This is a genomic window from Bacillus sp. SH5-2 (assembly GCF_008368905.1).
GTDB lineage: Bacteria > Bacillota > Bacilli > Bacillales > Bacillaceae_G > Bacillus_A > Bacillus_A luti.
The window spans coordinates 125,730-139,694 of record NZ_QOSD01000006.1; the positions used below are offsets into that span (position 1 = coordinate 125,730).

The window sequence follows — 13,965 nt, forward strand, 5'->3', positions numbered from 1 at the left end:
ACATTACGGCGCAAAACTAATTTGACCAGTAAACAATAAGATAATCGTGATAATCCAAAAAACAAAGAAAGATGAAGAAAGTATTAATGAGACAATTGCAATTGCTTTCTTTTCTGTTTTTTTCGTCATTGTAATGACAGAAAGTATAATACCTGCAACTGTCAGGGCAACTGCAATATAGTCTCCCACTATATTACCTACATTCGCTATCCTTGTCGGTGTAATAAAAACGAACAGAAAACACAAAATGCCGATGAGTAAAGATATATAGCTTATTATACTGTACTTCTTTTTGGGAACTATTTCGGTGTTCATCCTACCCCTCCTTCTTATGTAGCTATGATTTCATATTAGCATAAATAACCATAATTTGGTTAAAACAAAAAAAAGAGATACAGCGGTAACTTCCACTGTGTCTCTTTTTTATTTGATAACTAAACCTGCTATTTTCTCTTTATCATTATAAGTTATAATAAATGTCCGTTGTTCTTTACTATATTTCGCTACAAGAATAACCGTATATAAACCATCTTTTTCTTCAATCGATTGTTTTTCAATTTTTTCGAACGTACCAGCTTTCTCGATTATAGGTGTAAGATCTTTCATCTTTTCTTCTGGCAATGCAGCTGTCATTTTACTATCAAATTTTTCATGCACTTCTTTATATTTTGCCTCATTTAATAATGATACAATTTCTTCCGCTTTCGGAATAAATTTTTTAGACGTACTTTCATCTACTTTATTTCCGGTACATGCTGCAAGTGCGAATGCCGCGATAGCACTTATAATAATAAGTAACATTTTTCTCATTTTAATACACCCTTTCTTTTTAAATTGAAACTATAACTAAAAACGAGTAAAGCACAAATTGCTATTGAAACTTCTGACATAATGATCCCGCTTTTCCCTGGTACATAAAGTGATATAATGCTCGCTATTCCATTTGCAGTCCCATGGATGATAATTGCATACACAACATAACGAAATTTCTTTTGGACGACAGCTTGCAATACAATGAAGGAAAGCCCGACATGTAATACCATCGCAAAAATACGCTCGATACCGCCGAAATAGTAACTGTCACCATTTTGGATGACTGTTTGTGATAATAGTAGGGATATTACCGGGATACCGACTATCAATACCGCCTCAATACCACCATGCCCTGCTCCAAATAAAAAGCCAGACTGCCAATCTCGTTGTTTCATAAAATAACGCATTGCGATAACACGGGCTACCTCTTCAAAAATTCCAGCTGATAAACTAAGCAAAAGAACAAATAGTACAGGCTGCATAACAGAAAACATTTGAAAATCTGTGCTAGTTCCATTTAAATAATTCAGTATTGGTATGCGAATCAATATTTGTGATACAACAAAAGCCAATACCCCTAACATATATGGAATATAGCGTTTCTTCCAAAAAGCATATAAAAGTGCAATAAGCGGTAAACCAATGCTAATCATTGTTGTAAAAATAAGACCATTCATCTCGCTTCACCTCTTACTTGAAGTGTATAAAAACGAGTGAAAAAAGTATGTAGTTATTTCCTATTCGGTTTCATTTTCATCATGGATGGTCATTTCATCTCTTTTAATATAAATGTTTGTGTGAAATAAGGACTTACATAAGTTGTTTCTAACGTCGCATTATTTGTTTTATTCATGATACGTTTTAATGAGAATAGCCCGTATCCTCTAGCCCCTTCTTTACTTGAATGGTTTTTTTCATAAATTTTTTGCAAATCAATCTCTTCACTCTTTGAACTATTACGCACGATAAAATATTGTCGTGAATCCATTTCAAAGAATGCGATTTGCAATATCTTCTCCTCACTTTGTACTGCTTCTTCAATTGCATTATCTACTAAAACTGAAATGATGCGAATAAATGAAATAATGGTCATTGAAACACTTTCAATATTCTCCGGTATATCAAGCATTACTTTTATTTGTTGCTGCTGGGCAGTGCCGACTTTCGCTCTTAATACACTTCTTACTTCAGGAATATGTATGCGAGATAATTTTGCAATATCAAGTTCATGGTCATTTATTGTTTTTAATGTAGGTGCAACAACATCATAATACACTTGCTCAATTTCTTTCACATTTTTTGTACGTATTCCCTCTTCTAACGATAGTAATACATTCATATAATCATGACGGAAACTAGCAAGCTCATCATGCATATCCTCTAATTTCTCCACATAATCTAATAACTCTTTATCTAAACGTTTTTCATGCTCTTCTCGTAACTTTTCTTTCGATAAATGTGAGCTTATTAGTACAATGATTAGTAATAATAAAAAAATAATAATCGCTGAATTATAACTTACTTCACTGTATTGTTGATTTATTTTTGCTAAAAACTCAGTTGACGGCTGAGTTAAAATTAGTTCAATAATAAACCCGATAATTAATAATATGTAAGTTATATAATATAACGGACTACCTACTATATATTGAGCAATTTTTTGGATTCTTTTACGCGCTAATAGAATACCGATAAAAGTAAGTGTCGATACGATAAGATGAATCATGCTACCTGTCCATAAATATAAATTGAATGGCGTTAACATAAAGATTTTCATTCCTAAATCGAAAAGTAACATTTTCACTAACGTTATAATCACCATACTCACCAGTGCAAAATATAAATTATGCTTAAATTTCAATTCATTTTGCATTAATCCTAAACTTATTAAAAATAACACAATCGTACTATTCAACTCTGGATATCTCGTTACTGTTACGACAATAGCAAGTAAAATAATGAATACCGCACTTAAAGCTATTAACATTCTAACTGACAATCTATTGTACCGGATTAATTGTATGTATAAAAACGTGTGACACATACTAGTAAGCAGTATTGCAAATAAATCATAAATATACATTACATCTCACCCTTTAACATGTTACGTACTTTACTCACTAAACGACGTGATACCGGAATACGTTTCCCGCTTTTTAAAACTATCATTTTTTGCTTCGCATCGTAATAAAACATTTGCTTCGTATTCACGATATATGATTGATGACAACGAAATAAACGTTCATCTATTATTTCAATTTCCTTTAAAGTTCCATAAAAATAAACGATTCGATCTAACGTCACTAATGCTAACCGGTGCGGTTCATCGGTCATAACATATTCAACTTCGTGAAAAGGAACTCGTACAGTTGCATTACTGTTTTCAACAATAAAATCATCAGATGGAATGATGTGCTTATTACGTGCTTCATATTGGAGTAAACATTGTTCAAAAACTTTACACTTCTCCTCGTATGGCAACCCTTTATCAATAAAAGTTAAAGCTGATACCATGTATTGGTATGAAATAGGTGCAAATTCAGAATGCGTCGTTACAAACACAATAATTCCTTGCGTATCATACTTTCGTATTTCTTGCGCCACTTGTAAACCTTTACGCTCTTCTCTTTTTATCTCTATATCTAAAAAATAGATTGGGACATACTTCGCCTTTGGAATGTTAGTAATAATGTTTTCACTTTTACTAGTTACCTCGATAAAATCAAAAGGCAACCTATATTTCTCACAAATCTCTTCAACTAGCCGCTTCATTTGCTGCGCTTGTATGACATCATCTTCTAAAATAAAAATACTCATGTGATCACTCGCTTTATTGAAATATTTTTATCTATAGATTTATCTATAAATATATAATTCAAATTATAATAATATTCTCCTTCTCATTAATTGAAATAATTAATCTGCTATTACATAGAGAAACCTCAACTTTTCAAACAAAAAGTTGAGGTTTTCTTCAAATCACTTTATGACTAAATCCGCCCTATCCTTCGGCAATTCCGTTTCTAAGTAATAATCCTCTGCTTTCCAATACCTATTCTCAAACTTTGAAAGATTTTTCTGTGTTTTCTTACTCTCGCGTAGAAATCTTGTCTCTCTTGGACAATCCAAATACACCATATAATGAAAGAAATCTCTCCATTCTTTTCGTTGCAGAAAAACTCCTTCAATTACAATTACACCTACGATAGGAATCTGTACTTTCTTCATTTCACATGAGTCTTTTTCATCGTCATAAAAAGGCAATTTCAATTTTGTTTCATGTTGTAGCTTCTGAAAAAATGTCTGCCGTAAGTATGCAATGTCCCATTGTAAATAATAATACTCATACCATTCTTCATGTTCTGTATGATAGCGTTTATTACGCTCCACAATATGATCATCAATATGAAAAACATGAAACGGAATGCCTTCTTGTTTCATATTTTTCATTAAATTTGTTACGAATGTTGTTTTGCCTGAACGGCTTAAACCATCTATTCCTAAAATGAATCTATTTTCTTTATGCTTCTTCATAACATTTATAAGTTCACGTGTACCCATTACTTCTGCCACTCTTCCTTTAATAAAGAGTATAAAATTGTATCATGAGCAACTCCATTTTGAATCATATGTTTTCGAAGCAATCCTTCTTCTTGAAACCCTGCTTTTTTTAACAATTTTTGAGAAGCTTTATTTTCTACATATACAACAGCAGCAATTCTTATGAGCTGTAACGATTCAAATCCATAAGTTAATATGGCCTGAAGTGCTTCAGTTGCATATCCCTGCCCCCAATATGTATCGTCTAATTCATAACCAATTTCAGCTCGTTTATGATGATTGTTAATTAAATGAAATCCGCACGTTCCAATTAGTTGACCCGACCCCTTTTTCTCAATTCCCCAACGAAACACACTTCCTTCTTCATAACGATTTTTAAACGTTTGAATCGTTGTTTTCGCTTGTTCAATATTTTCGAAAGAATCCATCCCGAAATAACGTATAACAGATTCTTTCGAAAAATAGCGGAACATCGCTTCTGCATCTAATAATGTAAGTTCTCTTAATAGTAAACGTTCTGTTTCTAGTTTCGGAAATCCCATCTCTTTTTCTCCCTCTATTCTAATGAACTGCAAATTTCAATATAATTACCGTCTGGATCAGCAATGTATGCAATTGTTTGTCCCCATGGCTTTACAATTGGTTCAACTAAAATCTTGATACCTTGCTCTCTGAATTGCTCAATTGTTTCTTGTACATTCTCAACGACGAATCCCAATTCGAAATGAGAAGACTGTAATTCACCTTCTGTAAGCGGTAATCCGGTTAATTTCTTTACATCTTCTCTCGTATTCATCGCTAAAATTGTTGATCCAGTATGAAATTCAATATATGTACCATGCTCTGCTTTTATAGGTAACTGTAAAGTGTCTTTATAGAACCTTAAACATTCCTCAAACTTTTCAACATATAAAATGATATATTTCATTTTTAAATTCATGTTACATCCCCCTTTATCTATCCCCCTAAAAATTCGACAAATCTTTTAAATAACCTTGTTCCATAAGCACAAAAAAATGAGGCCGATTTCTCGGCCCCCAGCTTATTGGCATAAAACAGGAGATTTGGTTTGGACATAACCAGTTCTTACATTTATTATATTTTATTTTTTCAGAATTTTAAACACATTAAACACCTATTTATATTGAGAAAGTTTTTTTACTTGCATAAAATCAAAGCACTTTAGAAATGATACAAATGGAGGTGTATACATATGGAACCAATGCTTTGTCCAAGTTGTAAAACGAACCGAACTCGCTTTAATATTCTTGAGCAACAAGTAAAACCAGTCAAGTTAAACCCACAAACTGGTCAAGTAGAAGAAGAATACACAAATGAAACGATAAATGCTTTTCATATGGCTTATCAAGGACCTACATACCGCGTCCAATGCGCTGTATGCGGGCTTGTTGAAAATCCAGAACAATTTATTAAACCTGCGCAAAATCAGTCTTTCTCATAAAGTGAAACTTTAATCAGTGGGGGTTTTGTTCATCCCCCACTGATTATTAGTTGAACCAATCGGGCTTTTACGGGCAGCCCGCCCCCCCACCTAACTTCTTTGCTTTCGCTGAATTTTGAGGTGGGGGCCTTACTGCCCGTTAAAGCGGGATAAAATCATTACGATCCCTTGTAGAAATAGATTTTTCTATAAGGGATTTTGCCTTTTAATCCGGTAATATAAAACGTATTTCTTCCTTATAATATGTTAAATCCCATACTCTTCTGGTAATATTTACATAAGAGAGGTGAAATAAATGATGCTTAACAACAGATTAATGATTCCATCCGCATTACTACTATTAGTTTGCCACATGACCATACTTTACTATTGGATCTTCGACTGGCAGAAAATTACGACTCCCTATGGACTATTCATATGGATCGGATCAACTATTTGCGGCTGTTTACTCTATTATCATTTTAAAAATCAAAAATCTAATAGAAAAATATTAATCGGTAGTTCAATATTTTTAATAGTTTCCTCATCATTTATGATTTTTTTAGGTATTGTTACAGGAGTAACCTTTATTATTGTTAGTTCTATGCCTTAATTAAATAGTTTTTATTATGTAAAAAAGAATGAACAAAATGAACTTTGATAGAAACGAAAGACGCTGATTCGCTGGTAGTTAACCGGAGAAATCAGCGTCTTTAAAAATTAAAGATTTGTTACAATATTTCATTTTTTAACTTTTTAATCTTCCAAGATACATTAATAAATATATATAAATACATACAACCTACAAATCCTATCATGCCTTTAAATATATAAGGAATTCTAGATTCTGATGGTCCAAGAAAACATAAGTAAAGCGCTGGCATTATTGTTACAAACATAATTACAAAAAACTGTAACAACTCAGTAAGTTTTTGTATCCTCGTTTCCTTCTCTGAATATATATCAGGTAACTCATTTTCCTCTTCTACTTCTTTACAAAAGTAATTCCACTTCGCAAAACTCGTTACATGTTTCCAACCACACATTTCATATATTTCGATATATTCTTTTTGTTTTTCTTTCGAATCTTTATACTCTAATCTAAAGTCTGCTTTATATACTACATCTTTCGGCTCAGTTTTCTTAAACGTATACATTACGTTATACTTTTGTAACGCCCAGCCTTGTTGATGCATTTTACGTAAATACGCTTCTTCTTTTTCTAAGCTCCATACTGCGAAAGGTTTGAATATCTTCTTTGTTTCCATCTTCCATTCACTCCCCTAATATACTGTTTCCATTCTTTACAGACCGCTGTAATCTGTTGTACTCCAGTTCCAGTACCTCTCTACCAAATGGTGTTAACTCATAGCACTTCTTTCTATCTGTAGAAGCAACTTCAACTATTAACTTCTCTTTTAGTAACTTCGTTGTATTCCCGTATAAAGTACCAGGACCGAGCTTTACTTCCCCATTTGTCATCTCTTCTACCATTTGCATAATTCCGTAACCGTGCATTGGCTTCACGAGTGACAATAATATGTAATATGTCGCCTCTGTTAACGGAATATATTTTTGTGCTTTCGCATTCATTATAACTACCTCCGATACATCGCCTTATGATATATCGACTTCCGATATATCATATATCGATATTGTATAATCATATTCCAAAATATGCAAGTACATTTTAATAATTAAATATCTATTTCTTTAAATTGAAAAATCATTCCAATTTTCAGAATAATTTGTTAAAATATAGAAATATTAACTCTTTTATGATGAAAGGAATGTTACATATGATTAATAAATTAAAAGAAAATATTGGGTCTGTCTTTGTTGGTAAGGAGAATGTTATTGATCTACTACTCGTTTCACTACTTGCTGATGGACATGTATTGCTTGAAGACGTGCCTGGTACTGGGAAAACGTTACTAGCGAAAACAATTTCAAAAAGTATTGGTGGTCATTTTTCTCGCGTTCAGTTTACCCCTGATGTACTTCCGAGTGACGTAACAGGTATTGAATATTTTAATCCGAAAACGAGCGAATTCGAGTTAAGACTTGGACCAGTCGTAGCAAACATTTTACTGGCAGATGAAATTAACCGTGCGATGCCGAGAACGCAGTCGAGTTTGTTAGAGGCGATGGAAGAACGACAAGTGACGCTCGAAAAACAATCTACGCCTCTGCCGAAACCATTCTTTGTTATTGCGACGCAAAATCCAATTGAATCACAAGGAACGTTCCCTCTTCCAGATGCACAGCTTGATCGCTTTTTAATGACAATTTCAATTGGCTATCCGTCTCCAGAAGATGAGCTACAAATGATGCGACGTTTTCGTAACGATACACCGTTAGAAAGTATCACATCTGTCATTTCATTAGAAGATATTTTAAAAGCGCAGAAACGAGTAAAGGAAATATTCGTATCCGAACCGTTAGAACATTACATAATTAAACTTGCCCATGCTACAAGAAATCATGATTACATCGCTAACGGTGTAAGCCCGCGTGCCACTCTTGCATTAGTGCGATCAATTCAAGCATTAGCCTTTTTACGCGGCAGAGAATATTGCACGCCTGAAGATATACAATTTTTAGTTCCTTCTGTTTGGAATCACCGTATCGTTTTATCAATGGAAGGTGCCCTGCGCACGACAAAAAATGAAATCATGCAAAGGATTTTAAAAGAAGTTGACGTACCAGTGGAGATTGAGCAAGCATGAATGGACAGCGTGTTGTAACTGTACCTTTATTTTTTCAACTTCATATTATTCAATTAACTGTTCCAGTCGCGTTACTTTTCACCTTCTTTTTCCCGCAACGAATGCTTATGTTTCTCTTTTTCTTCTATTATTTATTTGCGATTTTCATTTATAAATATGTCGCTTTCATAGAGAAAAAGTTTCAAATCATAAATGAGAAACAAACTACACGGCTTTTTCCTGAGGAATCTGGACAGTTTTTTATTCATTTAAAAAATGGAGCCAGTATACCGCTCGTTAATGGTGTTTGTTATTTTCATTTAAATTCGTCCCTTATACCGCATAAAGAGCAAGGCATTGAACAAATATCAAAAACGTTATTCTCTTTCCCATTTTCACAACCTGCACATTCGGCACAAAAATGGGATTTAACATTAACCGCAACGAAGCGTGGTGTGTTTCAAATTGAACAGTTTGAATGTGTCTTAAAAGATCCATTTCATCTATTAACTGTACATTTACCTGTTTTTGATAAATTAAGGACTGAAATTATTGTGTATCCTTCTCCTAAAGAAGTAGCAGGTTTGCAAGAACTTCAGCAACTATTAAACGGTTCTTATCGAACGAATTTTTCTTTTTACAATGATGAAACATCTATTATCGGTGTAAAAAGATATGAACGTGAATCATTTCGCTCTATTCATTGGAAAGCATCTGCTAAAATGCAGGAATTACAAGCGAAGCAATATGAGCCTGTAAAAAATTATAGCTGGACGATTTGTCTTTCTTTAGCTGCTGATCGCGGGTTTGGTTGGAAAGAGAATATAGAAGAACTTATTTCATATGCAACATACATTTTCCAGTACGCAACGAAGCACCAAATTCCGTTTGAATTGTTTATTAGTGTATTAGCAGAAGGCGGTGCATTACATGTACCGTTAAATGAAGGACAAACGCAATATGCAAAAGTTTTAGAAGAATTAGCCCGTATTTCAGATGATAGTACATTACTTCCGAAACAAGGATTTCTTCATTATGTAATGAAAAAAAGAGAGCGATCATCAACTATCATTTTTCTCGGTTTGCAAAAAAAGGCACTTCCTCTTTTAACACAACCGACATTTGTCATTCATGATGAAGGGATGGTGGAACCAGTTGAAAACTTGGCTATATCACATTCATGATTTCATTCTGCTCCTCCTGCTTTCATTATTAACAGAAAAAACTGAACTAATTGGGATTGCAATTTTTCTAACAACAGGATATGCGGGAATATTTCTTATTCATAAATTAATGAAGAAAAAACCGATAGGATTTGTAATACTTTTAGTTCTTCAAGTAGTCGGCTTTTCTTTATTTTTAAATTTTTCTCTTTTTGGCACAATCATATTACCACTATTTTTCTTTATCGTACATGCGGTCGGACCTGGATATCCAGTTCAAAAATCTTTAGGTGGTATTGTATGGTTTGTCGTTTCAGCTATATTTTATGCACCCTTTCCACCGTTGTGGAAACTATTAATATTAGCCTTGCATCTTATGATTACATTTTGGTTAACCGGAGCAAATCGCAAACAACAACTATTACGTTTTGCTTCTATCATTACGATTGGCTTAATGAGTATATTAATTGTTCAAGTATTTCCTTTCATTCGACTTATTTTTGGTTTTATAACGGAATTAGTCGCATTAGGCGTCGGCTATGCTTTAATGCCATTAATTAAAGCAGCGGAATTAAAAGATACTGAAGATGTTTGGGCAAATAAAGGACATCTCTTAAAACCAAAAATTGAAGACGGGAAAAAAATTCCTGATTTTGATCCAATACTCATAAATAGCGCTACAATAATAGTCTGTACAGTCATCGCTATTTACATCGTTTGGAAAATAGTAAAAAAACGAAAACATTTAAGTTTACCAAATATGCCTATCTTCGAATCTACTATCATCACCGATAAAGAAGGTATGAGCCAAAAAAGAATGAAGCGATACAAACCACCACATAACGAAATTCGAAAAGAAATTTTCAAATTGGAGAGTAAGTTATCCCCTCCCTTAAATAGAAAGCGAGGAGAAACAGTTGAGGCTTGGCTAGAGAGAATAGATAATGAAGAGGATGTAAATATAGAGAAGCATATTATTATAAACGCTTATAATACAGTTCGTTATTCAAACGAAGAAAACACTGTACTTCTGCATGAATTTAAGAAAGAAGTTCATAAGCTTTATGAGTATCAGAAGGATTTGAAGAAACGAAAAAAATAATGTAATAAAAAAGACTCCTATTAAAAAATAGGAGTCTTTTATTTACTTCTACGTCACTTTTATAACTTAAGCATGCTTCCCTGCTTCAATTTCTAATGACTCTTCATGCCACCAAAGTGTTTCTTCAGGGTCTTCTTTAGCAATTTGGTGTGCTTCTTTTTTCGTTTCTACTGTAGGATAAGAGCCTTTTAGCGCACGTCCTGATGTTGTGACGAAAAGTACACTAAATACAACTAATCCAATAATACTTACGCCTGTTAAATAAAATGCCGGTGCGAGCGGGTTACCAGTCGCATGAACTAAGTATGAACATACGAGCGGCGTTGTTCCACCGAATATTGATACAGAAATATTAAAGGAGATCGAAAGCGCTCGATAACGTACATCGGTGAAAAAGAGTGATGGTAATAACGAAGGTAATGTTCCTTCATACACACTTAGGAAGAAACCTAATACGAAAACACCTGCAAATATAGCTGCAATATGTCCGTTACCTATTAGTAAAAATGCTGGAATTGCAAATACAGTTAATCCAATTAAACCAATTTGCACGACGCGTTTATTACCAATTTTATCACTTAATTTACCGAAATAAAGCGCCAGTGGAATCATAAGTGCCATCGTAATCGAAATAATTAATAAGCCAGTTGTTTCTTTGACTTTTAATACTTGAGTTAGATAAGAAGGAATATACGAAAGAATCATATAGTTCGTAATATTAAAGAAGGCGACAATTATTGTGCTTAATAAGAAGTCTTTTTTGTGATATTTTAATATATCCATAAACGAAAATTGTTCATTGTCTTCAGATTCCTCTTGTGCTTTTTCCATCTCTTCAAAGATGGGAGATTCATCTAAATGACGACGTAAATATAAACCGACCAAACCAATTGGTGCAGCTATTAAGAAAGGAATACGCCAGCCCCAGCTGAGCATTTGCTCATCTGTTAACAATAACGTCAAAATGGTAACAATTACCGAAGCAGCAATGTAACCTGAGAGTGTTCCAATTTCAAGACCACTACCGAGTATACCACGCTTTTTATCTGGAGAAGATTCTGCGATATAAACCATTGCACCTGAATATTCGCCGCCTGTAGAGAAGCCTTGAATCATTCGGGCAACTAAAAGTAGTATTGGTGCCCATACACCAATTTGTTCATAGGTTGGTAGTAATGCGATGAATAATGTAGAAAGTGCCATTAAAATAATAGTAGTACTTAACACGATTTTTCGGCCATACTTATCTCCTATTCTACCAAAGAATACACCTCCGATTGGTCGAACGAGAAAGGCAGCTGCAAATGTACCAAATGTAAGTACAAGTTGCAATCCACTATTATCAACACCTGAGAAGAATAATTGACTCAAAATAACCGCTAAATACGCGTATAATCCGAAGTCAAACCACTCCATTGCATTCCCAATACCAGTAGCAACTACTGCTTTCCTGGCTTGTTTAGGATTGACAATATTAACGTCTTGAGGTTCAAAATTTAAATCATTATTTTGTTGCATATAATAAAACAGCTCCTTATTTAATTTAACTTCTTTAAGCACACCTTCTCTTATTGAATAAAATTAATTCGAAGCACTTAAGGAAAAACAACGTCTCCTTATCTGTTATTATTGTTTCACATAATTAATTATTTGTCCAATGAGATTCTCTCTTAGTTAAGTAATTTAATAGTATAAAAAGCTGGAAAAAGCGCTGTATGAGTGCCTTTTTCAGCTTTTTATTTAAATACGAAAATTTATTTTTTTCACCCCATTTTCTTCCTGCGCGAATGAAAAATACGGTACTTTTTTTATTTGTAGTTTCATCCAAATTTTTAAACACTTGCTATCGCTGCCACACTATGAATAACGGATATAAATTCATTAATAAATGCATCAATTTCCTTTTCTGTAATTATATACGGAGGAAGTAAACGGATGATATTCCCTTGTGTAACATCGACTAATATCCCTTTCTCCATTAATTCTAGCTGTAATTTCTTCACGTTTTCATTCGTATCGTTCACACTAATACCAAACATCATCCCCGCATGACGTACTTCCTGAACATAATAAGAGTTTTCTTTTTGAATTGCTTGCAGTTTCTCATTGAAATAATGTGACATTTCATACGCTTCTTGCATTAAACCATCTTCAATCAATGTATTTAATACCGTTAAACCTAAAGCTGCTCCCATTGATGAATGAGCAAATGTTGTTCCGTGATCTCCTGGTGAAAATACATCACATAGCTTTTCACCTACAATGATTCCTCCAAGCGGTATCCCGCCCCCTGCTCCTTTACCAATTTGAATAATATCCGGTGTAATATTGAAATTTTGATAAGAAAATAGTTTTCCAGTTCTCCCCATACCACTCTGTACTTCATCAACGATAAGAATCACATTATATGTATCACAAAGATGTTGAACACTATGCAAATATTCACTTGATAAAGGATAGATTCCGCCGCTGCCTAATACAGGCTCTAACATAATTGCAATAGGCTTTTCATTTATGATTGTTTCTTCTAATTGCTCTATATTTTCGCGCTCTACTTCATATACAGGAATAGATGTTTTAGGGAAATTTTGATATACATTTTCTTGTCTTGTAAAATGAAGTGCCCCTAACGTACGCCCGTGGAAACTATTTTTCAACACAACAACTCCATCGCGCTCTTCATTCGTAATAGCTCTATATTTGTCAATTAATTTCAAAGTCGTTTCTGTCGCTTCCGTACCTGAATTTGTATAGAAGACTTTACCATTTCCTAAAGAATTATCAACTAATTTCTTTGCATACTCAATTGCAACTGGGTTTAAAAAATGAAACGGTAGATGCAACGATTTCGTAACTTGCTCCATTGTCGTTTGCACGATTTTAGGGTGATTGTATCCTAATACGTTCACTCCTACACCCGAAAATAAATCTAAATACTCTTTACCATCCACATCATATAGTTTACAACCTTCTCCTCTTTCCATCGCAACCTGCGTACGACAATACGTTGACATCATATATTCTTTATCTAATTGAAACCAATCCGACATTTTAAATTCCTCCTAGTTATTTTCCCTGTTTATTTATGTTCATTTTCTATAAAGTCATGTATAAATTCATTTTTAAGATTGAAATTTTAATAGTAATTTTCCTTCCCGATATTCATTTTTCCATAAT

The 13,965-nt window shown here is 33.6% G+C and carries 18 protein-coding genes; 5 read left to right on the plus strand and 13 right to left on the minus strand.

Annotated features, from left to right (window positions below; all coding sequences use genetic code 11):
* Positions 1-3: 3 nt before the first annotated feature.
* The 8 genes from DN410_RS05645 to DN410_RS05680 all read right to left on the minus strand — a co-directional run bounded on the left by DN410_RS05645 (position 4) and on the right by DN410_RS05680 (position 5,314).
* The gene (locus DN410_RS05645) at positions 4-315 is read right to left on the minus strand and encodes a hypothetical protein (protein ID WP_149175722.1); all 312 of its coding nucleotides are present in this window, start codon (positions 313-315) and stop codon (positions 4-6) included.
* Between the two features lie 108 nt (positions 316-423).
* Positions 424-810, minus strand: a complete 387-nt coding sequence (locus DN410_RS05650) for a DUF3887 domain-containing protein (protein WP_149175723.1) — start codon at positions 808-810, stop codon at positions 424-426.
* On the minus strand, positions 807-1,490 hold the full coding sequence (locus DN410_RS05655) for a YhfC family glutamic-type intramembrane protease (RefSeq protein WP_149175724.1): 684 nt from the start codon (positions 1,488-1,490) through the stop codon (positions 807-809). Before DN410_RS05655 ends, DN410_RS05650 begins: the two co-directional genes overlap by 4 nt.
* A gap of 89 nt (positions 1,491-1,579) precedes the next feature.
* Positions 1,580-2,896 (minus strand): GHKL domain-containing protein, encoded by a 1,317-nt coding sequence (locus tag DN410_RS05660; RefSeq protein WP_149175725.1) that lies wholly within the window; start codon positions 2,894-2,896, stop codon positions 1,580-1,582.
* Entirely contained in the window at positions 2,896-3,630 is a 735-nt protein-coding gene (locus DN410_RS05665) for a response regulator transcription factor (protein WP_149175726.1), read from the minus strand. The genes DN410_RS05660 and DN410_RS05665 overlap by 1 nt, the downstream gene beginning before the upstream one ends.
* Before the next feature lie 162 nt (positions 3,631-3,792).
* Positions 3,793-4,374 carry a kinase gene (locus DN410_RS05670; protein ID WP_149175846.1) on the minus strand — a complete coding sequence of 194 codons (582 nt, stop codon included), beginning with the start codon at positions 4,372-4,374 and terminating at the stop codon, positions 3,793-3,795.
* The gene (locus tag DN410_RS05675; RefSeq protein WP_149175727.1) at positions 4,374-4,916 is read right to left on the minus strand and encodes a GNAT family N-acetyltransferase; all 543 of its coding nucleotides are present in this window, start codon (positions 4,914-4,916) and stop codon (positions 4,374-4,376) included. Before DN410_RS05675 ends, DN410_RS05670 begins: the two co-directional genes overlap by 1 nt.
* Before the next feature lie 14 nt (positions 4,917-4,930).
* On the minus strand, positions 4,931-5,314 hold the full coding sequence (locus DN410_RS05680) for a VOC family protein (protein WP_149175728.1): 384 nt from the start codon (positions 5,312-5,314) through the stop codon (positions 4,931-4,933).
* Positions 5,315-5,587: 273 nt separating this feature from the next.
* Between DN410_RS05680 and DN410_RS05685 the strand changes: the two genes are divergently transcribed.
* Positions 5,588-5,836, plus strand: coding sequence for a DNA alkylation repair protein (locus DN410_RS05685; protein ID WP_149175729.1), 249 nt, complete (start codon positions 5,588-5,590; stop codon positions 5,834-5,836).
* Between the two features lie 295 nt (positions 5,837-6,131).
* Complete coding sequence (locus DN410_RS28360) at positions 6,132-6,428, plus strand: hypothetical protein (RefSeq protein ID WP_149175730.1); 297 nt, start codon at positions 6,132-6,134, stop codon at positions 6,426-6,428.
* A gap of 118 nt (positions 6,429-6,546) precedes the next feature.
* Here DN410_RS28360 and DN410_RS05695 read toward each other — a convergent pair whose 3' ends face one another.
* Together DN410_RS05695 and DN410_RS05700 are read right to left on the minus strand one after the other, a co-directional pair.
* Entirely contained in the window at positions 6,547-7,083 is a 537-nt protein-coding gene (locus DN410_RS05695; protein WP_149175731.1) for a DUF2812 domain-containing protein, read from the minus strand.
* 7 nt (positions 7,084-7,090) lie between these two features.
* Positions 7,091-7,408 carry a PadR family transcriptional regulator gene (locus DN410_RS05700; protein WP_000991890.1) on the minus strand — a complete coding sequence of 106 codons (318 nt, stop codon included), beginning with the start codon at positions 7,406-7,408 and terminating at the stop codon, positions 7,091-7,093.
* A 206-nt stretch (positions 7,409-7,614) separates the two neighbouring features.
* Between DN410_RS05700 and DN410_RS05705 the strand changes: the two genes are divergently transcribed.
* From DN410_RS05705 to DN410_RS05715, 3 genes are read left to right on the plus strand one after another with little or no spacing between them, the layout of a single operon-like run.
* A complete protein-coding gene (locus tag DN410_RS05705) occupies positions 7,615-8,544 on the plus strand; it encodes an AAA family ATPase (RefSeq protein ID WP_149175732.1) in 930 nt (309 codons plus the stop codon).
* Positions 8,541-9,707, plus strand: coding sequence for a DUF58 domain-containing protein (locus DN410_RS05710; RefSeq protein ID WP_149175733.1), 1,167 nt, complete (start codon positions 8,541-8,543; stop codon positions 9,705-9,707). Before DN410_RS05705 ends, DN410_RS05710 begins: the two co-directional genes overlap by 4 nt.
* On the plus strand, positions 9,679-10,788 hold the full coding sequence (locus tag DN410_RS05715) for a DUF4018 domain-containing protein (RefSeq protein ID WP_149175734.1): 1,110 nt from the start codon (positions 9,679-9,681) through the stop codon (positions 10,786-10,788). The genes DN410_RS05710 and DN410_RS05715 overlap by 29 nt, the downstream gene beginning before the upstream one ends.
* A gap of 66 nt (positions 10,789-10,854) precedes the next feature.
* Here DN410_RS05715 and DN410_RS05720 read toward each other — a convergent pair whose 3' ends face one another.
* From DN410_RS05720 to DN410_RS05725, 3 genes are all read right to left on the minus strand, one after another.
* Positions 10,855-12,306, minus strand: coding sequence for an MFS transporter (locus DN410_RS05720; protein ID WP_149175735.1), 1,452 nt, complete (start codon positions 12,304-12,306; stop codon positions 10,855-10,857).
* A 124-nt stretch (positions 12,307-12,430) separates the two neighbouring features.
* Complete coding sequence (locus tag DN410_RS28150; protein ID WP_218947464.1) at positions 12,431-12,616, minus strand: hypothetical protein; 186 nt, start codon at positions 12,614-12,616, stop codon at positions 12,431-12,433.
* 4 nt (positions 12,617-12,620) lie between these two features.
* Positions 12,621-13,838 (minus strand): aspartate aminotransferase family protein, encoded by a 1,218-nt coding sequence (locus DN410_RS05725; RefSeq protein WP_149175736.1) that lies wholly within the window; start codon positions 13,836-13,838, stop codon positions 12,621-12,623.
* Positions 13,839-13,965: the final 127 nt, after the last annotated feature.